20 protein-coding genes and 2 pseudogenes are annotated in these 21,766 nt (G+C 39.1%); 4 read left to right on the top strand and 18 right to left on the bottom strand.

The window, feature by feature from the left end; translation table 11 throughout:
- Window positions 1–88: 88 nt before the first annotated feature.
- The 5 genes and pseudogenes from H5993_RS06910 to H5993_RS06925 form a co-directional block, all read right to left on the bottom strand.
- Window positions 89–2,533: a GH25 family lysozyme gene (locus tag H5993_RS06910; RefSeq protein ID WP_204776773.1), complete on the bottom strand. Its 2,445-nt coding sequence runs from the start codon at window positions 2,531–2,533 to the stop codon at window positions 89–91.
- 87 nt (window positions 2,534–2,620) lie between these two features.
- Window positions 2,621–3,823, bottom strand: coding sequence for an N-acetylmuramoyl-L-alanine amidase family protein (locus H5993_RS09720; RefSeq protein ID WP_428980933.1), 1,203 nt, complete (start codon window positions 3,821–3,823; stop codon window positions 2,621–2,623).
- Window positions 3,824–4,876 (bottom strand): annotated as a pseudogene (locus H5993_RS09725) (N-acetylmuramoyl-L-alanine amidase family protein); the annotation flags it as partial. It abuts the gene before it with no gap.
- Window positions 4,877–5,121: 245 nt separating this feature from the next.
- A complete protein-coding gene (locus tag H5993_RS06920; RefSeq protein ID WP_204776775.1) occupies window positions 5,122–5,925 on the bottom strand; it encodes a hypothetical protein in 804 nt (267 codons plus the stop codon).
- Window positions 5,926–6,062: 137 nt separating this feature from the next.
- Window positions 6,063–6,692, bottom strand: a complete 630-nt coding sequence (locus H5993_RS06925) for a hypothetical protein (RefSeq protein ID WP_204776776.1) — start codon at window positions 6,690–6,692, stop codon at window positions 6,063–6,065.
- 422 nt (window positions 6,693–7,114) lie between these two features.
- Here H5993_RS06925 and H5993_RS06930 point away from each other — a divergent pair, with 422 nt between their 5' ends.
- Complete coding sequence (locus H5993_RS06930; protein WP_204776777.1) at window positions 7,115–7,690, top strand: winged helix-turn-helix transcriptional regulator; 576 nt, start codon at window positions 7,115–7,117, stop codon at window positions 7,688–7,690.
- 151 nt (window positions 7,691–7,841) lie between these two features.
- Here the strand turns inward: H5993_RS06930 and H5993_RS06935 are convergent, their stop codons facing one another.
- The 8 genes from H5993_RS06935 to H5993_RS06970 form a co-directional block, all read right to left on the bottom strand.
- Window positions 7,842–9,260 carry a flippase gene (locus H5993_RS06935; protein WP_204776778.1) on the bottom strand — a complete coding sequence of 473 codons (1,419 nt, stop codon included), beginning with the start codon at window positions 9,258–9,260 and terminating at the stop codon, window positions 7,842–7,844.
- Between the two features lies 1 nt (window position 9,261).
- Window positions 9,262–10,383, bottom strand: coding sequence for a UDP-galactopyranose mutase (gene glf / locus H5993_RS06940; RefSeq protein WP_204776779.1), 1,122 nt, complete (start codon window positions 10,381–10,383; stop codon window positions 9,262–9,264).
- 90 nt (window positions 10,384–10,473) lie between these two features.
- The gene (locus tag H5993_RS06945; protein WP_204776780.1) at window positions 10,474–11,340 is read right to left on the bottom strand and encodes a beta-1,6-N-acetylglucosaminyltransferase; all 867 of its coding nucleotides are present in this window, start codon (window positions 11,338–11,340) and stop codon (window positions 10,474–10,476) included.
- Between the two features lie 9 nt (window positions 11,341–11,349).
- Window positions 11,350–12,390 carry a glycosyltransferase gene (locus H5993_RS06950; protein ID WP_204776781.1) on the bottom strand — a complete coding sequence of 347 codons (1,041 nt, stop codon included), beginning with the start codon at window positions 12,388–12,390 and terminating at the stop codon, window positions 11,350–11,352.
- A gap of 22 nt (window positions 12,391–12,412) precedes the next feature.
- Window positions 12,413–13,057 carry a YveK family protein gene (locus tag H5993_RS06955; RefSeq protein WP_204776782.1) on the bottom strand — a complete coding sequence of 215 codons (645 nt, stop codon included), beginning with the start codon at window positions 13,055–13,057 and terminating at the stop codon, window positions 12,413–12,415.
- Window positions 13,038–14,243: a hypothetical protein gene (locus H5993_RS06960; RefSeq protein ID WP_204776783.1), complete on the bottom strand. Its 1,206-nt coding sequence runs from the start codon at window positions 14,241–14,243 to the stop codon at window positions 13,038–13,040. The genes H5993_RS06955 and H5993_RS06960 overlap by 20 nt, the downstream gene beginning before the upstream one ends.
- Before the next feature lie 12 nt (window positions 14,244–14,255).
- Window positions 14,256–15,026, bottom strand: coding sequence for a DUF4422 domain-containing protein (locus tag H5993_RS06965; protein WP_204776784.1), 771 nt, complete (start codon window positions 15,024–15,026; stop codon window positions 14,256–14,258).
- 11 nt (window positions 15,027–15,037) lie between these two features.
- Window positions 15,038–15,688, bottom strand: coding sequence for a sugar transferase (locus H5993_RS06970; RefSeq protein WP_204776785.1), 651 nt, complete (start codon window positions 15,686–15,688; stop codon window positions 15,038–15,040).
- A 531-nt stretch (window positions 15,689–16,219) separates the two neighbouring features.
- On the opposite strand from H5993_RS06970, the pseudogene H5993_RS06975 reads away from it, so the two are divergent.
- A pseudogene (locus H5993_RS06975) lies at window positions 16,220–16,437 on the top strand (DUF2922 domain-containing protein).
- Window positions 16,438–16,480: 43 nt separating this feature from the next.
- Here H5993_RS06975 and H5993_RS06980 read toward each other — a convergent pair.
- On the bottom strand, window positions 16,481–17,431 hold the full coding sequence (locus H5993_RS06980; protein ID WP_204776786.1) for a glycosyltransferase family 2 protein: 951 nt from the start codon (window positions 17,429–17,431) through the stop codon (window positions 16,481–16,483).
- A 237-nt stretch (window positions 17,432–17,668) separates the two neighbouring features.
- Between H5993_RS06980 and H5993_RS06985 the strand changes: the two genes are divergently transcribed.
- Window positions 17,669–17,875 carry a DUF1659 domain-containing protein gene (locus tag H5993_RS06985; RefSeq protein ID WP_180871529.1) on the top strand — a complete coding sequence of 69 codons (207 nt, stop codon included), beginning with the start codon at window positions 17,669–17,671 and terminating at the stop codon, window positions 17,873–17,875.
- Window positions 17,876–17,923: 48 nt separating this feature from the next.
- A complete protein-coding gene (locus H5993_RS06990) occupies window positions 17,924–18,151 on the top strand; it encodes a DUF2922 domain-containing protein (RefSeq protein WP_204776787.1) in 228 nt (75 codons plus the stop codon).
- A 96-nt stretch (window positions 18,152–18,247) separates the two neighbouring features.
- Here the strand turns inward: H5993_RS06990 and rfbB are convergent, their stop codons facing one another.
- The 4 genes from rfbB to H5993_RS07010 all read right to left on the bottom strand — a co-directional run.
- Window positions 18,248–19,279 carry a dTDP-glucose 4,6-dehydratase gene (rfbB, locus tag H5993_RS06995; protein ID WP_204776788.1) on the bottom strand — a complete coding sequence of 344 codons (1,032 nt, stop codon included), beginning with the start codon at window positions 19,277–19,279 and terminating at the stop codon, window positions 18,248–18,250.
- A gap of 19 nt (window positions 19,280–19,298) precedes the next feature.
- Window positions 19,299–20,099, bottom strand: a complete 801-nt coding sequence (gene recX / locus H5993_RS07000; RefSeq protein WP_204776789.1) for a recombination regulator RecX — start codon at window positions 20,097–20,099, stop codon at window positions 19,299–19,301.
- 113 nt (window positions 20,100–20,212) lie between these two features.
- The gene (locus tag H5993_RS07005) at window positions 20,213–21,043 is read right to left on the bottom strand and encodes a YihY/virulence factor BrkB family protein (RefSeq protein ID WP_204776791.1); all 831 of its coding nucleotides are present in this window, start codon (window positions 21,041–21,043) and stop codon (window positions 20,213–20,215) included.
- Between the two features lie 208 nt (window positions 21,044–21,251).
- Window positions 21,252–21,766, bottom strand: a 515-nt coding sequence (locus H5993_RS07010; RefSeq protein ID WP_204776790.1) for an IS66 family transposase, incomplete at its 5' end; no start/stop codon positions are given.

The raw sequence follows: 21,766 nt of genomic DNA on the forward strand, positions 1-21,766 counted from the left end.
ATCAGTCAATTCTTAAGCCGCCCAAATCATACGTTTTTAAACCGCCATAAACCGACAATTTTAAACCGCCCTTGACAGATCTTTGTTACTAATTCATTAAAGCACCAGTGATGTTGTTAAGATGATAGGTTTTATTATCTAAAGTTAGGGTTCCATGAACCATCTTACCTTGATTATCATAGTAAACTTGACGACCATCAGATAATTTAACCCAACCAGTATGCATATGACCATCCACTGGATCAAAGTAGTACCAAGCACCATCGATATAGGCTTCACCATGTTTCATGATGTTTGTTTGCACGTCATAGTATACCTTACGATTATCACTTACTATTTGCCAACCATTCTTAAGTTGCTTGGTAGTAGCGTCATAAAGATACCAACCACCGTCAAAGTAGTTTTCACCATTCTTCATAGTCACCTTTTTGAGTAATTTACCAGTGATATTATCAAAAGCATAAATTGTTGCATTAATTACATGGACTCCATGCAACATTCCAGAACCCGAGCCATCAGAATTAAGATCATAGTACACTAATCGGCCGTCTGGTAAAGTAACCCAGCCAATTTCAAGTTTTCCGGTACTCTTATTAAAGAAATACCATTTGCCATTAAGAAAATTTTCACCATAAAGCATTTCACCTTTACTATTATAGTAAACTAACCGACCATCGGGTAACTTCGTAAAACCCGTCCGCATTACCCCATCAGTCCCAAAGTAACGGAAATGACCACTTACGTAACGTTCACCTGTATACATTGTCCCAGCTGAGGTATCAAAGTAGTACTTATGTCCATTAATCGTTTGCCAACCATAAACCATGTGACCTTGTGCGTTGTAGTAAACAGTCCGACCATCGCTAATTTTTGTAAAACCAGTTTGCATTACACCGTCATTACCAAAGCCGTACCAATAGCCATTTAAGTACATTTGGCCATGAATTGCTTGCTTTGTAATTGGATCAAAGTAATATGTCTTGCCATTTACGGTTTTCCAGCCTGAGGTCAAATCTCGACTAGCACTATTGTAGTAGTACATGTTGCCATTAATCGTATTCAACCCATTTACTAATGTTGAGGTATCAACCGTTCCATTCGCTTGAATATGAACACTACCAACATAAGTTCCATTACTTGAAGTCAAAAGTTTTCCAGTCGTTGGATCATAGTATTGAAGCGTCTTAATTGCGGTATTGTACACTAACCCTGTCTGACGTTGACCAGTTGTTGGATCATAGTAGTAATTTGCCCCATTAACTGTAATTTGGCCAGTTTCCCGAGCCCCAGTTGAAGTATTAAAGTAGTAGTGATACCCATTAATCGTTTGGTCACCATACTGCATTTGACCAGCTGCGTTGTAGTAGACTACCCGACCATCAGATAACTTCATAAAGCCAGTCTGCTTGACCCCATTATCGTATAGGTACCAATGACCGTTTTCATAGGCTTCTCCGCTCTTACTAAGGTTAGAAGAGAAGAGCCCCATATCAATGGAACCATCGTAAGAATTATTGTATTGGTCAGTGTACTGCCATGCACCATATCCAGAACCAAGCATCGTACTCTTCCAATAGGAGTAGTAGTATGCCGCAATCCACGTCCGACTCTTACCAACCGTTGAACTGACATTATATTGCTTATCAAAGTAATAACCGGTATAAATAGCGTGGTTAGTAAAGCCTAAAGAACTTAGAGTCGACCAGTAGGCAGCCAAGAGACTATTAACGTTGCTAAGCTTTACGGCATCATCTTCCACATCCGCAATCATTAAGGTATCCGTATCCAGGCCTAAGCTTTTTGCTTGATTTGCAAAGTATCGAGCTTCAGCTTGAGCTGCTGAAGTGGACGTGGAAACAAAGTAATCGTAAGCATAAACTTTTAAACCAGCAGCTTTAGCATTGTTAATTTGAGTTGCCGCGTATGGATTAGTATAAGTCGTCCCTTGAGTTAACTTAACAATTACATACTTAACCCCTTGATTTTTAAGGTTAGTATAGGTTGCCGTACTCATTGCCCCTTGGTAAGATGATACGTCAATTGCATCAGCACTAGTACTATAATTACTCTTTAAAGTAACACTTCCAGTTGAAGAACCGCCCGTGTAAGTTTTTACCGCTGGACTACTCGTGGTGCCAATCGCATTGGACACAACTTCACTACTTGAAGTTGAAGCAGATGCACTTGCCACTTTACTTTCAGCAGGTGCACTACTATTTACAGTCGTTGCACTTGCTAAACTGGCCTTCAAAGTCCTTGCTGAAGTACTTTGGCTATTAGCACTTGAATTTGCTTGTTCCGTAGTAGCACTTTGACTATTTTCTGATGCACTAGCTGACGCCGCATTAGAATTACTAATCGATGAATTAGTAACTTGGGCATTTTCCTGAGTATCTGCCCTGACTTGACCAGGTTGACTAAAGATTAAAATACTTGCAGTCGTTAAAACTAGTCCCGAGATCGTAACGGCCTTTTTAACATTTTTCGCAAAATTCACTTGGTATTCTTGAATTAATTTACTTTTGTTCTTCAAAACTCTAACCTTTCTTCAAATTTATTTCCTTACTAAAAGAATACCGACCCTAAGCCGGTATTCTTAACGATATATTATTTTAGCTTATTAACCGTTATTCTTGATAATCGTTAATGGGTTTAACCAAGTACCATTATTCAAGAAGGAGCTTGCTAACGCAACACTTAAGTTCTTTTGCCTAGTAATCCCAACGTGTAAGTGAGAAGTATTCCGGTAACCAATCGTGTCACCAAGGCCAACCGTTTGTCCTACCTTAACGGCAATTTGGGAACGAGAACTGAAGGCTTCTTGGTAAACAACCATGTATTCACCAGTATCAACCGTTACGTACCAGTCAAGCCCAGCAATGTAACCAACACCAGTAACCGTCCCAGCATGAATTGCATGAACCGTCGTACCAGGGTGGTCAATAGAACCAAAGTCAAGCCCATCGTGGAAACCGTTAAGACGGAATTCACCACCAGCGTTTACCCCAAAGAGTTGGGCGCCAGTAAAGCTTCCTTGCCCGTCAGCCGGGAATGGCCAACCCCAAGCTTCTTCAACCCCATTGTTATCAAAGGTGTAGGTCTTGCCATCGATCTTGTGGGTACCAGTATACATTGCCCCAGTTGACATATCGAAGTAATACGTATTATTGTTGATCGTTTGCCAACCGTATTGCATTTCACCTTTGGTGTTGTAGTATACGGTCCGTCCATCAGGTAATTTTGTGAATGAAGTTGCCATTGCACCAGTACTCCGGTTAAAGAAACGGAAGTGACCATCAATGTAATGTTCACCGTATTGCATTTCACCCTTGGTATTGTAGTATACGGTCCGTCCATCCGACAACTTAGTGAAACCAGTTGCCATTGCACCAGTACTTTGGTTAAAGAAACGGAAGTGACCATCAATGTATGCTTCGCCATGAACCATCGCAGCAGTTGATGGATCATAGTAAACGGTCCGGTTAGCTGAAATTGTTTGGAAGCCAGTTACAACCTTACCATCCTTTGTAAAGTACCAATTACCAGCAATATAATTTTCACCATCAGCAAGGTTTAGATAACCATTTGCATCAGTTGTTACGGAACCAACCTTACCATTCTTAACTAAAGCACCGTCTGTGCCAAAGTATTGTAACTTACCTGTACTAGAGTTGTAAGCAACCAAATTAGTTTTTTCAGCACCAGTAATATGGTCAAAATAGTAAGTATTATTTTCAACTTGGACAATCCCATGTTGCATTTGCCCTTGTGCATTATAATAAACTACCCGTCCGTCAGCTAACTTTGTAAAGGAAGTTGCCATCTTACCAGTACTCTTATCAAAATTGTACCAGTAACCATTGATATAATGTTCTCCATACTGCATTTGACCTTGGTTATTGTAATAAACGGTCCGACCATCAGGAAGCTTAGTGAAGGAAGTTGCCATTACACCAGTCTCATTATTAAAGTCATAAAAATGACCATTAATATACCTTTCACCCTTTACCATACTAGGGGCAAAGTAATAAGTCTTACCATTAACCTTCTTGAATCCGGTTTCTTCAGCACCAGTTTCATTATTGAAATAGTAGTAAGTACCATTTTGAGTCTTTTGCATCCCATGAAGCATTCCTTGACCAGAAACAGAGTTTGTTCCTTTCTTAACGTCATAGTAGACTTCACGGCCATCATTTAACTTCTTCCAACCAGTAACGACATCACCATCAATAGTATTGAGGTAATACCATTTTCCATCAATTAATTGTTCACCGTATTGCATTTGGTTGTTTGTGGCGCTGTAGTATGCCAAACGGTTAGCGGAAAGGCTTTGCCAACCACTAAGGTTTTGATGGGTAGTTACATTTTGAAGATACCAGTGACCACCACTGTAAACTTCCTTAGTTTGGACAGCGGCTGATTCCGCACTAGCACTTTGACTACTTTGAGTAGCACTTGAAGGTGTAGTAGTAGCTGATGATGTCGTAGCTACCGCTGCATTGACCTTCACTTGACTTGCGGAAGCTGAAGAAGCATTAGTTGCTTGAGAAGCTACCTGCAAAGTAACTTGGGCACTTGAAGTTGCCGTTGAATGGCTTTGACTAGCTGAACTTGATACCGTAGCTTGACTAGCAACTGGCGCATTAGTACTTGCACTTTGCACAGCGGTACTAATGACGGTTGAATCATCGCTACTGTTGGCGTTTCCGGTCGTGGTTGTAACCTTGTTAGCTTGGTTAGCAGTTGCAGTCGTATCGGCCTTAGCACCGTGTACTCCTGCAAAAAGGCTAGCTGCCGTGATTCCGGCAACTAACCAGAGCTTACCCTTCTTGTACATCTTAAAGTGACGTTTCATATCCTGACTCGGTTTACCCATGTCGTACTCCTTACGTAATAAATCTCTAAAATTGTTTAAGTTTGTTCAAAAAAATAATTTTCTCAATGTTCCTTGTAAATTTTATCATTCATCTCTTTTTCAATCAACGATCTTCTTAAGATGAAACATGATTGTTACATGAGAGTAAAGTTTTAGTTGAAAACCATTCATAATTTTTTCAATTTTAATAACAAAAAGCCCGTTAAACCGCTTTTTTGCGGTTTAACGGGCCACAGAACGTGGAATTAACGTTCATCGTGCATTTGGACATTATTGGCAAGTTGGTTGACATAATTACCAGCATTTTGTTGATTAGCTGTTTGAACCATGTTACCTACTTGGTATTGTTGCCATTGATTTTGGTGATAAACATAGACTGATGGATCAACCCCAGCCACATCTTTACCTTGAGCGTAGTAATTTACCCATTCGCCATTATCAGCAGTGCTACCGTAAACTTGGTAGTAAGTGTTGTTAGTACCATTTGGCAATGGTGCCAACACGCTACTTTCATTCATTGCCGTAACGGAAATTGGCCGTTCCGTAGTTGGCAAGGCTTCGTTTGTAATTTCCTTACTGGTGTACCAAACATAAAGCCCAAACTTTTGATTTTGGCTAAGTTGGTCAGTGGCCAAAGTTACCTGCGGATCAGTCTTTTCCGGAGCTACAACCGTCTGATTTGACTTGCTTGCTTGAGTAGCCTTAGCGGTTTGCGAAGTAGCTGTAACTACGAGATTCGATTTTTGAATTGGATTAGAACTTGTAGTGTTAGCAACCAACCGATTCGTCGTTAACGTCTTAGTAGCAACGTTATAGCTTGCTGGGGCAACACTCGCTGCTGACTTCAATAAACTACCATCAGTAACGGTTGTAACATTCTCTTTGGTTTGACTACTTTGATGACGACTTTGTTTTTGACCGGTCGTCTTGCTTACTTTTGGTGTGGATGATGAGTTAGCTGCCTTTTTAGAGGTAGTCGCTTGCCCACATCCCGCTAATAATGTCGTAATAGCAACAGTTCCTAGCATAACCTTTAAGTTCTTCCGCATGATCATCATCCTCCTAACCGACTTTAACGAATTTTCTCTTATGCCGTTAAAGTTTATGTAACATTTATTACCTATCTGTAACTATATTGTAACATAAACTTTGGAGGTTGGGTTAATGATCCGTAAAATTATTTAAATTAAATCCGATATGGCTTAAAGAGATAGCGTTCCACAAACTCTTCACATTCTTTAAGATCAACCTCTCCATAGACACGTTCGCTGAATTGGAGCAGGATCGTTTTTATACGAATTTTTTCTAAACGTTCTAGCTTAGTACGTTCTGCCGAAGTTTCCGCCTCCCAAATAGAAGTACTGCCAAAGAGTTTAAGGCAGTTATCCTTGAATTCAAGTTGTGTTTTACCAACTTCGACTGCTGTATCTAAGTGCCGGAGAAAAGTTGCCTTACTAACTTCAACTACTAACTTAATTAAGCCATCCCCAGTCTGATCCTTAAAGCACAAGATCATGCCAACTTGGGGATCGTAGTGAGTATCGATAACTAAATGACTCATATAGAAGATGGTATTTTCATTCTTTAACCCACCACTTGGAACTAAAGCATATTTACCTCGAACTAATGCTTTTGAAACTTGGTTACTAGTTCCAGAGTAAAAAACATCGGTCATTAGCTGATGGATGTGATGCTTGGTAGCGAACTCATTAATTACCTCACGGACAGATTTTGCGTAAACAATGCGCGCTCCATTGGCTTTCATCACAAAAGTCTTGCCAGTTGCATAGTGTGCTAAAAAAGAACGTTTTCCCAACAAATTGGTTCATACGCCGTTTCTTTCCAACTTTGTTTTCGGATTCCATTTAAATTAAATAACATTACTCTTTCACCTCTTTTGAAAAAAATTAATGGAAATATTTAATCATATCTTTAATTGATTATCAATATAGATTTAAAAATTTGCCGCAAAATAGACCTATTGTTAATTAATTATACAATTGTAATAAGCTAACCAATATAAGCGTTTTAAAATTGCAAATGCTAAACTTCAAGAAAATTCGAACAAACTACAGTGATTATTGTTAAACATAATCGTTATTAACTTCAAGATGACAACATTTCCATGACTTTAGCTGGAAAATCAATTTGTTTGAAATTTTCATATTTTTTCTAACTCACTTAAACTCATAAATTGTCTCCGGCCGGGATAAATACAAATAACAACGGAGAAATTTAATGAAAAAAATCAGTCAATTGAACAGTGAATATAATCGTTATTTAGCCGCCACTTTTACAGATAAACAACTCGAAGGAGCAATCTTTGGCGTCCTAAAACATGCAAATGTTTTACCAGGTCATCCCCATCGCGATGACTTAATCCAAGAATGTCGGTTAACTGTTGCCCAAGCGTCGATTGATTATGACCAATTATTTCAACCTAAAATCAACCGCTTCGCTTTCATTTACCAACGTTTACGCTGGCAAATAACTAATTTTTTTAACCGCGAAGAACGCTTACACCAACACCAAGGATTAATTTTTGACGGTCCCACCCCAATTGAAGAAATTAACCATCCTGCTTTACAATATGATCTTGATTTTGAAAGCCGGACCGATTCCAAAAGATTGCTTCAGCGGCTTTATCAGACCTGTGAATCTAAGCAAAAAGCATATCTTGATTTACTCATTAAAGACCCGGAATTAACAAATCGGGAAATTGCAAACATATTAGGAATAACTCCCCGAGCTGCTAATTATCGTTGGAAAAAAATTCAAAGAATTGCGAATCAGATAATAATTAAGCGAGTATAAATTAAAGGACACAACAAATGCCAATAATAATATGGTTTTGTTGTGTCCTTAATACATATCACATTATGATAAGCGATCACGTAAAGTAAAAACATTCTTTACATAACAACGGCTTTTAACCATCATCCAAAAAAATAAAGAACGTTAACGACTATTTTCTTAAAATTTCCTGTGATTGCTTAACAATTGGGGCTCTTAGAATAATAACCCCAACTACGTAGATAATGACTCCAATGGCCCCCTGAAAGACCAGGTTAATAATGTTCATTGTCATCATCGCGTTTATATGATAAACGATCCAAAACATAATGAATCCCGGCAGTAAATAACGCCAAAGGTTCTTGAATAATATGCGTCGCCGAATTGTCGTCCGAACGCAGTACAGTTGAACTGCCGCCACTAAAAACTCAGCACAAACAGTAGCTAAAGCGGCCCCATTTGAAACATAATGCGGAATTAAAATAAAGTTCAATATAATATTTGAGATCGCCCCAACAGTTACTGATGCCGTAAACTCATTTACCCGCTTAACTGGCATCAAGTACTGGGTTCCAATCACGTTACTCCAGGCAATAAAGAGAATCACCGGCGCTTCAATAAACATAATTTCGCCGGTTGGGACGTACTTACCACCTAAAAACCAAGGGGCAAACTTCTTGGAAATTGCCATTAAGCCAAACATCATTGGGACTGCTAATGCAGTCACAAACTCAAATGAGTTATAAAGGCTTTGCCGGACCCCTTTAACATCCCCTTTGGCAAACTTATTAGCCACATGCGGAAGCATCACGGTTCCGGTTGCCGTCACAATCGCTAAAACTAACTTAACGATTTTATCAGCATAGTCAAATTGCCCTAAGGCGTCTTGAGCTCCCAACCGACCCAACATTAATTTGTTAACCACCAAGTAAATTTGGGTCGTAATTGTTGGGATAAAAAGAATTAAAGCGGGATAAAAGTGTTGGAATGGTTTCCAAAAACGAGGACTTACCCATTGAATTGAATTCCTTAAGTAAGGCCAAAGGGTAATATTTCCGCCAACTTGAGCTAAACCAAGCAACAAAATGTATTTCCATAAGTCTGATTCTTGTTTGACAACTACAAAAATTAAACAAATCGTTGCTAGCTTAACGATGGTGTTCCGGACAACCGTTTTCTTGAAATCTTCCATCCCCATAAAGTACCAAGAAACATCTAACCCGGCAGCAATAATCCAAAAAGTTTGCAGAAGGTAGAAAGTTCTGAAAGTGGTACTAAAGATAAAGATGATTACCAAATAAGCAAGCATCGAAAGGATAATTGTCCCAAGCTGGAGGGCTTCAACACCCCAGAAAATTCGTGATCGTTCTCGTTTATCATCACGGTGATAGGCCACTTCCCGGTTTCCGTAAAGCGTAATCCCCATTTGACCGATCAGGCAAAAAAAGGTCACCCAACCATTTGTATAGCTATTAATCCCGGATGCGTGGGGGCCCAATACCCTGGAAATATACGGAGTAGTGATTAAGGGCGCAAACATCAAAAGAATCTGATAGCCAGCATTATACAAATAATTTTTAATTACTTGCATCTTACTTTCCAAACTCCTTTGCCACCGTTACTAAGGCCGCATGCAAGACTTGATCCATATCGTAGTAACGATATTGTCCGAGACGACCACCAAAAATTACATTTGGTTTGGTTTCAGTGGCTAACTTAGCATATTGTTTGTATAGACTATTGTTAGTCGCGTTGTTAACTGGGTAATAAGGTTCGTCCCCCCGCTGCCAATCAGCCGGATATTCTTTAGTAATTACGGTTTTCCCTTGGTCACCCTTACCAAACTCAAAATGCTTGTGTTCAATGATCCGGGTGTATGGGGTTTCCGCATCCGTATAGTTAACGACGGCATTCCCTTGATGGTTATCTTCATCTAAAACTTCAGTTTCGAAACGTAAGCTCCGGTATTGGAGTTCACCCAATTGGTAACCAAAGTATTGATCAATCATCCCAGTAAAGACAATCTTTGGAAATTCAGCCTCGTATTCTGCCTGGTGACCAAAGTAATCCACGCCGGTCTCAACGTCAATCAGATCACTAGCAAGCATCTTTTCAACGATTTGGGTATACCCCCCAACCGGGATCCCTTGGTAGAGATCGTTGAAATAGTTGTTATCATAAGTCAATCGAACTGGTAACCGTCGAATAATAAAAGCTGGTAAGTCGGTGGCCTTTTGGCCCCATTGTTTTTCAGTATAACCCTTGACTAACTTTTCGTAGATGTCCCGGCCAATCAAAGAAATTGCTTGTTCTTCAAGGTTAGCTGGTTGCTTGCCAGCCATTTCTTGCCGTTGTTCATCAATCTTCGCTTGTGCTTCGGCTGGGGTTTTAACCCCCCACATCTTGCTAAAAGTATTCATATTAAAAGGCAAGTTGTAAATCTCACCCTTGTAATTGGCAATTGGGGAGTTGGTATAGCGGTTAAACTCTGCAAATTGATTTACATAGTCCCAAATTTCTTTATTTGAGGTATGGAAAATATGTGCCCCATATTGGTGTACTTGAATTCCATATTCTTCCTTAGTATAGATGTTACCTGCGATGTGGTCCCGCTTTTCAATTACCTTAACGCGTTTGCCATGTTTAGCGGCTTCGTAAGCAAAAGTGGCCCCGAAGAGACCGGCACCAACCACTAAATAGTCATACTTAGACATAATATTTCCTCTTTTACATAAATATCTATTCCTAAATAATAGGCTAAAGCCGAAAAAACTACAAGAGAATTCACAAAGTGTTAGGGATTGTTAATTTTCTAATCCCTTAACTAACTTGTCAGAAATTCCAAACACAACCTTGCGTGCCCAGAAATAATCACCTACTTGAATTGGTCTTAAATCTGTCTCATCAAGGATTGCAGGTCGACTACCATGACGTTTTTCAAGAATAATATAGCGGTGAATGTTTTGATCAATTCGCTGACAATACTTCGGTATATTACATAACACCGTTGGTAACCAGAACTCATCTGCAAAGGCGCTAGTACTCAATAATTGTCTTAAACGTTTATTACTATCAAAATCTTTAATTACAAATTCTGCGACATCTCTTGGCAAATCAGCCCAGTTAGCCCCAGAATATATTTGATCTTCAGCGTAACCTAATTTTTTGAGCTTATTAACTCTTAAGATCATCTGAGCCATGATATTTAAGCGATGATAAATTTTTCCAAAAGTTGTCCGTCTGTTTAATTTATCATAAGGATAGTAGTACTTAGCCCACCAAATAACTTTTTCACCAGTTTTTGACACTTTATTCGCTTGGAAGTATGAAAGGTAGATTTTTGAACTATTTTCAAAAAAACGAGCAATTTCTGCTGGCTTCTTGGTTGGCCAGTCTTGTCCAGAAATTAGATGAAGATAAGTAATTGAAGGATCCTTTAGCGCTACCTTAAAAAGTTCAACTGCAACTTGACCTATACTCCAGCCACCCCAGCGAACATCGATTTTAGAAAAATGATAAACCCCTAATTTATCAAGTTCTTCAAGCTGAGAAGGGGTTACCGTCATCTTCGTATCAAAATGGATAAATACTTTAAATGTTGGCACTAGTTCTTTTGCGAGCGCAATTATTTGTTCCGGTTGACGATGCGCAATCACTAAAACAGCTTGCATTTCTATCTCCTAAATTAACTCATTAATCTTCTTAATTGCAGTCTTAATTTGTTTACCATTCCTTAATCCTTCAGCAACTTTTTGAACCCGAGCCTTCATTTGTTCGTATTCTTCAAGTGAAAGTTGACTTAAACGGCTAGGCAATTCATCCAAACTATCAACAGCAATTCCAAGACCATTATCAACTAGGTATTTCGCAACTGCTGCTTTTTTCCAAATAACGATTGGTAAGCCAGTACTTAAGTACAACGATACCTTATGCGGACAGTTATACTGCATATACTCTCCGTAACTACCATCACATGTATCGGTCCGGCTCCCATCCCAAACTAAGCCAAAATTGGTCTCTAAATGCTTGGGTAATTCTTCCGGTGAATATACTCCCCTATAACTGACATCGCTTGGAAATGCTTCTAACGGATTTGGGCCAAACACTTCTAGTTGCATCTTACCTTTAAAATCAATCTTTTTAAGAAACGTTGATTTTACCAAATTTCCAGCAAAACAAATTGATCGACGATATGGTTTCTGAATTTGTAATAATTGTGGATTTAAATAGTCAAACACCCCTAAAATTACCATTGGTGTTTCGACTTGATGACTAATTAAATAGTCTTTCATTGCTTGGCTATGGACAATTAGACCATCTGCTTCATTTAACCATTTAGCTTCATTTTTGGTATATTCATTTGTCTGAAAACGACGTAACGACTCAATATCATGAATAATAAAAATTAATTTTGCATTCGTCGTAGTTCGAATTGACTTAATCAGAGCGTCCATCAAGACCGTTGAATACGCAGGAAATTGAAAATAAATTTCATCAATTTGCTGACCTTTAAAAAGACGGGGAATGTTCCAATACACATACTTAAACTTTTTTAACTTGGATTCATAGTTAAAAGGAAGATCCCATATATCATAGTCTTCCTTTCCAAGAATTTTTTCAATATCAGTCCTTGCTTTTGGGCCAGCATCATTTGTGTGTAAGTCTTCTATTGATAACAATACCTTATGCATTTTCTCACCTTTTATATAATAATAAGCCACACTTTTCAGTATGGCCTATTTGCTACTTGCTGTTTTTACGAATAAAGTCCTTAATTACAATTTCACCAAAGGAAATGATAATTCCGATTAAACCACCTAAAGCTACCCCAGCAACGAGATATTTTTTGGCATGGAGAGTTGTTTCGCTAGTTGCATCACCAACCGTTGCTTTTGATAAAGGAGTAACCGTCCCAATGCCAGCTTTAAGCTTTGGAAGTTCCTTTTGAGCCGCAACTGCCGTCACATTTGCAATTTCTGTAACATCTTTAGCGGAAGAACCTTTAATCTTAATATTCATAATTAATGATTGCTGATGGCTCTTAGCATTAATCATGCCATAAATATCGTCGGTTGAATATGCCTTTTTTAACTTCTTAGGTAGTAAAGCGTGGGTTTTTTGGGCAACTGACTTACTTTGAACCAAATCCTCATAAGTAGGCATCAGATTTTGATCTGCCATCACTTGAGCATTTTGATCATTATTCTGGGTAACCGCCGCTTGGTAATTGTGCGAAATCATAATTTCACGTTCCGCTGTATAAGTAGTATGTTGACGTTGCTTAGCTAAAAAACCAAAGACACCACCAAATAGGACTGCCAGTATGACGATTAAAGCAATACTCTTGGCAAACATCCGATTTAACTCTTTAACAGTGTACTCTTTCAAAATTTTTCTCCTTTATTTTTAAGCTACTTTGCTTAGCTAATAGAGCTAATAAAAATGGATCATAAGCAATATCAATTAATCTTTGTTCTAAAACCGCACTGATCATAATAATAACCATAATACTTGCAAGTGCGTAATCGTTACTTTGAATCGATTTCCAGCTCAATTTGGTCATAATTACTAGGGTAGCAAGTAAAGCAGTAATTCCAAAAATTATTAATAAACGTAAATAAGACGAATCAATGAAAAAATAATGATCCAAGTCTTTTGTCATTGGGCCGAGGCTTGCGCCCCACCCATTTTCATGAATTTTTTGACCAAATAAAGAGAGCGGATAGCGATCAAAAGCTACTCTTCCATAGAGTAATCGTCCAGAAATTAGGTGATTCAATTTTACTAGTATGTGGTTACCCGGCGTGTAGAAATAAGCACTCCAAATTGTTAAGTAAGCCCCTAAAATGGGCAATATCCAATAAAATCCAGCAACCAGACGTGATCCTAAATGACCATCAGCTGCGCGCTTACCAATCCAAGCAACTGGAATCGTTAAAACGATTGCCAATGCATCTAACCGTGCATCGGTAGTCAATGAAACAAAGATCGCAAGTAACAGGTAACTTAAGTAGTGATACCACTTTAGGCGTCGAAAAGCTAAATAACAATGCGCTAACACCAAGTACAAAACATGGGCCGCAAAATCGGTTGAATAAATAATTCCAAATGATTGCCGCACAGCATTGGTCGTATCACGAACAAAAACGATATTTCGAATGATTCCAAGTTCAGCGTCAATAAATATTCCTACTAACGAAATGGTACCCACTACCAGATAAAGGCGAATAATCTGACGAAAATTAACATTCCGCATCCCTAAAATTAAGGAACCCATGACAACAATCATAAAATCATTTGACGATCGCCACGTAATAAACAAGTAGGCTAAAACGATTAAATTACCACAAATCGTTTTAAAACTGTGTCGATCCAGAAAGAAAATCTTAAAGTAAATTAAACCTAGGCCGACAAATAACCAACGGTGTAAAGTACTAGGGACAAAAAAGTCCGTGTACGTTGACGTCTGGAGAAACGAAACGGACAAAATTAGAATAAAAGCGACCTGGTAAAGAAATTCACCATTTAGTTTAAATTCCTCAATCCGATGCCATTTTTCAATTACCTTCCCCATCGCAAGTCCTCTCTAGTGCTCACCATGGCCAAAGATCTTACGTTTTAAGAACTTACCACCTTTTTTTAACCAATTAACTGGTTCCATGAACACGTAATTAATTTCTTTCACTTGATATTCTGAATGCGTTTCTAGCCAGGTGTCAAGCATTAACTCACTTAAAAAACCAAATACCCTTTTTTCGTAAGGAGTGTAATTCGTAATATCAATCTTAGCTTCTACTTTACCAAGAACTTCAAACATCCAGGTACAGTACTCATCTAACGGTTGACGTTTCATCACAAACATGTTAAACATGTGGGCCCATGTTCGCTTTAAAACTTTTTGGAAAGCTGGGTAGTACTCTGGATATTCATCCTTGATAATTTTCCGCATGACATCCAATGGCTCATGTTCATGAACATGGTAGTAATGGGATTCATTGGTTTCGATATAGTAGTTCCGCCGCTTGGGAACCAAAACATCAGCGGATTGCAAAAAGCCTTCAATCTCTGCTCGCGTTGCAACAGCGTTAACATCTTTTTTACCATTTAAACTAAAGTAACGCCGGTAATGAACTAAGCCCATAGCATCAAGGTTAGTTAAATTTTGCCATCCCCAGTAAATGGCCGTTAATTCATTATAGTTAGCATTTTTAGCTGAAATATTCTTTCCAGTATTATCACCCTGGAAGGTATGGTTAATATCTGGATGAAGATTCTTTCCAACAAACACCGGTAAATATAAATCATCCTTTGGCATAGCATAGTTTTTATGCGTTGCCACTAAAATCTTAATGTTCACAATTTTCACCCTTAATAAGCACCAGTACTCTTAAAGATACTGATGATATTCTTAAAGAGAATCTGCCAATCATACCAGTAAGAAGCATGATCAACGTAACTTAATTCAACATCACAACGTTCGGGGTAACCGATGTTACTTCGGCCACTCGCTTGCCAAAGACCCATCGCTCCCGGTTTGACTGACAAGAACTTGTCAACTCGATCTTCATACCAACTAAGTTCATCTTTAACAATCGGACGTGGGCCCACTAGACTCATATCTCCTCTGATAATATTGATAAATTGTGGTATCTCATCAAGCGATGTCTTTCGGAGAATTCGCCCTAACTTAGTGATGCGCGGATCTTCTTCAGGTTCAAGCTTATAGTTATTTGCAACGTACTTCTGATATAACTCCGGATTTTGATGTAAAATTTCATCCGCTCCAACAACCATGGACCGAAACTTATAGATTTTAAACGGTCGATGGTTTAATCCAATCCGCGTCTGCTTAAAGAAGAGCGGACCCTTATTATCACCAAACTGATCCATTAAGTAAATTACCAGGAAAACCGGACTTAAAATTACTAAGGCAATTAGCGAAAGGATAACATCCGTGATCCGTTTTGCAAGCAAGTAACCTGCCGATTTTCTTTTGACTATTTTTTGGCTATTCACCATTCTTAGCCATCCTTTTCCTATACTGATATCGCAAAGAAAGCTTAATCGCTCTTTTTAATACGTTCTATCTTTTAGTTTTTAATTAGCGCTTCAAATTAATGTTGGAACTTTTCCTAATTTATATATATTTTGAAAAGACAAAATTCAACCAACAAAATCTATTCTATAATAACAGTTTTGGCCTGAGAACAAAAGGTTTGATTAATAACAGTTACCTTTCCTTAACCTTAACGCAACAAAACTGTTGTTTAAAAAGCGAGATTAAATTAATCTCAAGAGTTTAAATCTATTTTATCAGCATTAGTTAAACAAGATAATTAATTTTACATTTTCACTTAATTTTTTCTGCTCTCAAATTGTTATTAAAAAGTGTAAAGCATGTGTACATCACTTACAAAACGATTTTCTCAAAAACCAGAGCCAACCGGCGAACAAATCGCTGATGGCGTTTTAACTACCGCAAACAACTTGCAGATTGCCTAATCGATTTTACGACTTTTGACTCTATTAGTAATTGGAGAAATTAATTAAATGAAAACATTAAACTTAACTTTCAAAGGCTCCCTTGGCAAGACCCACACTTTAAAACTCAATTACGCCAGTGACGATCTATCAAAAAAGCGGCCATGGACAAGATTGCGGCGACTAAGCTCTTCTTTAAGGACGGTGAATTCTTGTACGCCGTACCGGTTAGTGCCAAGTACTTAACGACAACTGAAGATGTGGTCATCGTTAAACGAATAGCTTAATGATTAAGCGGACGCTCAATTTTGGGCGTCCGCTTTTTTACGTCTAAGAATTCGTTAATTTCCGTAAGCGAAAAATCAGTAAAGCCAAAGGTTCCGAAAAGCGGAATAGCTTCATCGTAATTTGATACCGACGATCCAAAGTATTGGGATCAACTGGACTAGTCTTGATGATCGTTTTTGCCTGATCAAACAACTGCCGATTATAGTTTTTTGGACAATAGGTGCAGTAACGAAGTGCCCTAATTAACATATATACATTCATTTTTGGTGCAACTGTAGGATAGTTCTTTTTAAAAAATGAATACCGGTCATTGCTCGATTCGAACTGATCCGCTATTGTTTTAGAGCTCATATTTGTCATTATACTATCATTTCGAACTTCATAAAAATAAGTGGTAACCGGAGAATAAACTATTTTATCTGCCTCATCAAAAACATAATGTAACGTCCATGTGTCCTCAAACATTTTACCTTTTGGAAACGGATGTCTCTTTAAAAGATTAGTTTTGTATACTTTATCGCATAGATAGCCATCATTTATTAACAATTCCATTGCTTGTTCTTTAGATAGTTCCATCACTTGATTATAAATAACAGCTTTTGTCTCTTTTGCTTTATCATTAACGTCCATAAGTTTCATACAACAAATATCAGCCTTGAACTTCTCTAAAACGCCTACCGCATATTCGCAATGTTCCTTTGCCACTGTATCATCACTATCAATAAAAACGGTATATTTTCCGCTAGCGTTTTCTATTCCAGAATTTCTTGCCATTGATACACCAGCATGGTTATTTCTTATAATCTTGATTCTTGAATCTTCACTTGCATATCGTTCACATATTTTTAATGAATCATCAGTTGAACCATCATCAACAAGAATAATTTCAAGATTTTGGTAGGTCTGATTCAAAATACTTTTTAAACAAGTATCTAAGTACTTGTGACGATTATAAATCGGCACCACAATACTAACTAAAGCTTGTTCTGTCATTTGGGAACCCCCGTCTTTAAAATAAACTGTCTTTATTATACTTTTCCAAGCTGATTGCGTCCATTTTCGTTATGAGTTTAGCACTAATTAACTACCATATCAATCTACATAAAATAAATATATTAATTTTAAATTTTTATTTCCTTTTTTGCTTATTCAAATTGTTATTAAGAGTGTAAGACATGTGCACATCACTTACGAAAATAATTTTCTCAAAACCAGAAAGGAACTACAACCATGCAAGCATCTTTTAAGGCAAACAAACTTCAACTCAACGGCACAAGCGAACTGCACCCTAACGGTTACCGGCGTAATTTCAACAACTTGATTGAAAAGCCAGAACCAACCGCAGTACAATCCTTTGCCGAAGCGATCGCCAGTTTAACTGGCGAACAAATCGCTGATGGTGTTTTAACTACCGCAAACAACTTGCAGATTGCCTAATCAATTTTACGACTTTTAACTCTATTAATAATTGGAGGAATTAATTAAATGAAGACATTAAACTTAACTTTCAAAGGCTCCCTTGGTAAGACCCACACTTTGAAGCTCAATTACGCCAGTGACGGTCTATCAAAAGAACAAGTTCAAGCGGCCATGGACAAGATTGCGGCGACTAAGCTCTTCGTTAAGGACGTTGAATTCTTGTACGCCGTACCGGTTAGTGCCAAGTACGTAACGACAACTGAAGATGTGGTCATCGCAAAACAAGCAGCTTAATCCTTAACCATCAAAATTATTCTATCTCCTCAAGTGGCCGCTTCAATGAAGCGACCACTTTTTACATAATCTGCTACAAATCATTGGAGGTTAATTTTACTGTCCCTGCTTAGCGTACTTTGCTTCAACCGCAGCCTTTTGACTTTCCCACCAGTCCCGGTGTTCAGTGTACCAGTCAATCGTGTGCTTTAGACCAGTCTTAAAGTCGGTGAATTCGGGCTTCCAACCAAGTTCAGTCCGGAGCTTAGTAGCATCGATAGCATAACGAAGGTCGTGACCTGGCCGATCTTTAACGTGATCATAAGCGTCTTTTGGTTGCCCCATCATTTCCAGGATCATTTCTAGAACTTCTTTATTGTTCTTTTCACCGTCCGCCCCGATCAGGTAAGTTTCGCCAATCTTACCCTTGGTTAAGATCGTCCATACGGCCCGGGAGTGATCATTGGTATGAATCCAGTCACGGACATTCTTCCCCGTTCCATAGAGCTTTGGCCGAATGCCGCTCAAAATATTGGTAATTTGCCGGGGAATGAACTTTTCAATGTGTTGGTATGGGCCGTAGTTATTCGAACAATTTGAAATCGTCGCCCGTAAACCAAAGGACCGCACCCATGCCCGTACTAAAAGATCAGAACTGGCTTTGGAAGAAGAATATGGGCTACTTGGCCGGTATGGGGAATCGGGGGTGAACTTTTCGCCTTTGCCTTCACCATGACCTGGTAGGTCTTCTCTTAATGGTAAATCACCATAAACTTCATCCGTGGAGATGTGGTGGAAACGGACATTATACTTTCGACAAGCGTTGATCAAGACTGACGTCCCCACAATATTGGTTTGAATAAAGGGCGTTGGGTCAATTAAGGAGTTATCATTGTGACTTTCAGCTGCGTAGTGCACCACTGCATCAGCATCCTTCACCAAGGAATCCACCAATCCCTTATCACAAATATCACCAACAACGAGCTTTACCCGATCTTCTGGCAAGCCCGCTAAGTTAGCCTTATTACCAGCATAAGTTAGTTTATCTAAAACCGTAAGATGAACTTCAGGATGGTTGTTCACGACGTAGTGAACGAAGTTAGAGCCAATAAAGCCAGCTCCCCCAGTAACAATAATATTTTTGAACACCTTTTTCTCCTCGAGATGATTACTCTTCTTCACTCCGCTGATTAACCCAAGCCTCGATTTCATCATAATCAAAGCCCTTGCGAAACAAGGCCTGTTTAACTTTCATTGTCAGTTCATATCCACTAGTCCGGCGCGCATAACGGGTCCAAATTTTCTCACCTTCACGATCAAGCAGATCAGTGGTATCAACGGTTGGCTCCGCTGGAGTCGCCACGCGAGTAGCTTCCTTAGCGATATCGCCACCATAGCCCTGGGTGATTAAACCCTGATAGACTTTTTCTTGTTGCCGTCGGGCGGGTTGTTTAGCATAGCGCCGGAAGAGTTTCTGCGCAAGTTTGGTAGCATTTTCCAATTGTCGTTCCGACGTGAATTGCTCCAAAGCAGCATCAATTTGAAGTTCGCCGACTCGTTTTGCCCGCAACTTTCGCCGGATCACCGTTGGCCCCTTTAATTCGGTATTCATCACCGTCCGAACATAAGCAGCCGCATAGGCTTGATCGTCAAGAAGCTGGTTTGCCCGCAGTTGCTTTAAGACCGGTTCAATCCGTTCTGGGGGCACGTCTTCTTTCAGCAGTTTTTTGGTCACTTCAGCTTCGGTCCGCAACTGGTAAGACAAGAAGTCCAAGGCCTTCCCATAGGCTTGGGCAATTGCATCATCGGTAGTAATCTGAGCAACTTCTTCCTGTGTCAGTTCCATCCCCTTCATTAAGCGGTGCTTCACCAAGACGCTCTCCGCCACTGGAAAAGCATATTTACCATTTAAATAGATATTATAGCGACCTGGCCGTTTTTGAGCCGCAATTTTTGTAATTTGTGCCATGGTTCCTGTTGATCACTCCAATCGAAAAAAGCTGAAAAGAAAAGCTAAATTTCTTCCCAGCATCACCGTTTTCTTATTACCCAGAAATTCAAGCCGATAAAAAAGCTTTCTCCCTACTTTTTCTTGCGCTTTTGCCAAAAATACAAGCGTTCTTCAATTTTTCCTTCCACAATGTCCTGTAAGGTGGCATTAATCGTTGCCCCGACCATGACCAAGATTCCAGAAAGATCAAGCCAGATCATCAGCAAAATGAAGGCTCCAATTGTTTTATAAGAAGTAATGTTATGGGAAAAGAAGGCGCTATACAAGGAGAATAAGCGGGAAACGCCCATCCAAGCTAAAGTAACTAATAAAGCTCCCACAGCGACAAAGCGTAACCGTACCCGGGCATTCGGAACGAAATAATACAAAATCGTTAGGATAATAAAGAGTCCGCCAAAAGTGATCGGCCACCGTACCTGATTAAAGAAGTGAATGTATTCAGGATTGAAGTGGAGAATTCCTTGTAGCCCTTGCATGACTTGTTCCCCGATCCCGTAGGTAAAAGTTAAAACAAACATGAAGAGAATCAAAACTAAGAGCCAAACAAAAGAAACTACCCGATTAATAATTGGATTTTGATAACGGGCTACCCCATAGGCGCGATTAACACTCCGCTGAAAGGCAGCGATCCCCTGACTAGTCGACCAAACTGCCACTAAGGCCCCCGTCGTTAAGACCCCCCCTGATCCCCGGGATAGAAAGTCATAGATAAAGGGCCGCAGGAATGAATAAATTGAAGGCGGAACTGCTGTTTGGAGGTAAGCTAAAACTGTCTTGGCATTTAATCCCAACATTGGCAACAGGTTTCCAATCACCAAAACCGCTGGAAAAATTGACAAGAGGGTGTAATACGCTAACACCGCGGCTGAGGTCGTCACTTCGGCCATCTGGAAATGCCGCATAAACAATTGAAATTCATGTTGTAGCTTCCGCTCGATTGGTCCGCCCTCCCTTCGTTAGATATAATTTTATTTTACCAGTTTCTAGAAGGCATGGAAAAACCAAATTTAAAGTTTGGGTTAACTTTAAGATAAAGGTAAGCGGTGAACAACTGCACGTATTGACAAAATAAAGAACGGACTAAGCAATTTCTTAGCCCGTTCTTTATTGCTATTTATGGCATGCTACTTGAACCTGTTTTGCCCAAGGCAAATAAGCCGTAAGATCCTCATCAATACGGTTAGGGAGATACTTGAATAGATATCTAAAATACTCCACCACATCTAGGTTATTCTCTTTAGCTGTTTCAACTAAGGAATAATAGACCGCACAAGCTTTAGCTCCAGCTACTGACTGAGCGAATAAACTATTCTTGCGGATTATTGTTGAAAAACGAATTGATTGTTCAATGTCGTTATTACTTAATGGCACTTGACCATCTTCAAAAATCCGATATACTCGCTGCTCCAATTTTAAGGTACTTTCAATGTGGGTCCGCAACTTATTATTTGTCTTGTGAACTACCTGTTTGAGGAATTCAAAGAATTCATCAACCGCAGGTTTTAAGCGTAATATCCGTTGCTTTAACTTCTCCTCCTTGGTTTCGTACTCCAGCTGCTGTTCAATTTCAAAGATCTTACCAATCCTCTTTACTATTTGAATTGCTAATGACTTTTTCAGTATTT

Origin of the sequence: Limosilactobacillus alvi (assembly GCF_016900115.1) — a bacterium.
Lineage (GTDB): Bacteria > Bacillota > Bacilli > Lactobacillales > Lactobacillaceae > Limosilactobacillus > Limosilactobacillus alvi.

Excerpts from the sequence above, each read along its gene's own strand:
- glf (WP_204776779.1), bottom strand. The coding sequence starts at position 10,383 with ATGTCTAAGTATGACTATTTAGTGGTTGGTGCCGGTCTCTTCGGGGCC.
- H5993_RS06990 (WP_204776787.1), top strand. The coding sequence starts at position 17,924 with ATGAAGACATTAAACTTAACTTTCAAAGGCTCCCTTGGTAAGACCCAC.
- H5993_RS06970 (WP_204776785.1), bottom strand. The coding sequence starts at position 15,688 with ATGGTGAATAGCCAAAAAATAGTCAAAAGAAAATCGGCAGGTTACTTG.
- H5993_RS06930 (WP_204776777.1), top strand. The coding sequence starts at position 7,115 with ATGAAAAAAATCAGTCAATTGAACAGTGAATATAATCGTTATTTAGCC.
- H5993_RS06920 (WP_204776775.1), bottom strand. The coding sequence starts at position 5,925 with ATGCGGAAGAACTTAAAGGTTATGCTAGGAACTGTTGCTATTACGACA.
- H5993_RS06945 (WP_204776780.1), bottom strand. The coding sequence starts at position 11,340 with ATGCAAGCTGTTTTAGTGATTGCGCATCGTCAACCGGAACAAATAATT.
- H5993_RS06935 (WP_204776778.1), bottom strand. The coding sequence starts at position 9,260 with ATGCAAGTAATTAAAAATTATTTGTATAATGCTGGCTATCAGATTCTT.
- H5993_RS06960 (WP_204776783.1), bottom strand. The coding sequence starts at position 14,243 with ATGGGGAAGGTAATTGAAAAATGGCATCGGATTGAGGAATTTAAACTA.
- H5993_RS06985 (WP_180871529.1), top strand. The coding sequence starts at position 17,669 with ATGCAAGCATCTTTTAAGGCAAACAAACTTCAACTCAACGGCACAAGC.
- H5993_RS09720 (WP_428980933.1), bottom strand. The coding sequence starts at position 3,823 with ATGGCAACTTCCTTTACAAAGTTAGCTGACGGACGGGTAGTTTATTAT.
- recX (WP_204776789.1), bottom strand. The coding sequence starts at position 20,099 with ATGGCACAAATTACAAAAATTGCGGCTCAAAAACGGCCAGGTCGCTAT.
- H5993_RS07005 (WP_204776791.1), bottom strand. The coding sequence starts at position 21,043 with ATGCGGCATTTCCAGATGGCCGAAGTGACGACCTCAGCCGCGGTGTTA.
- H5993_RS06980 (WP_204776786.1), bottom strand. The coding sequence starts at position 17,431 with ATGACAGAACAAGCTTTAGTTAGTATTGTGGTGCCGATTTATAATCGT.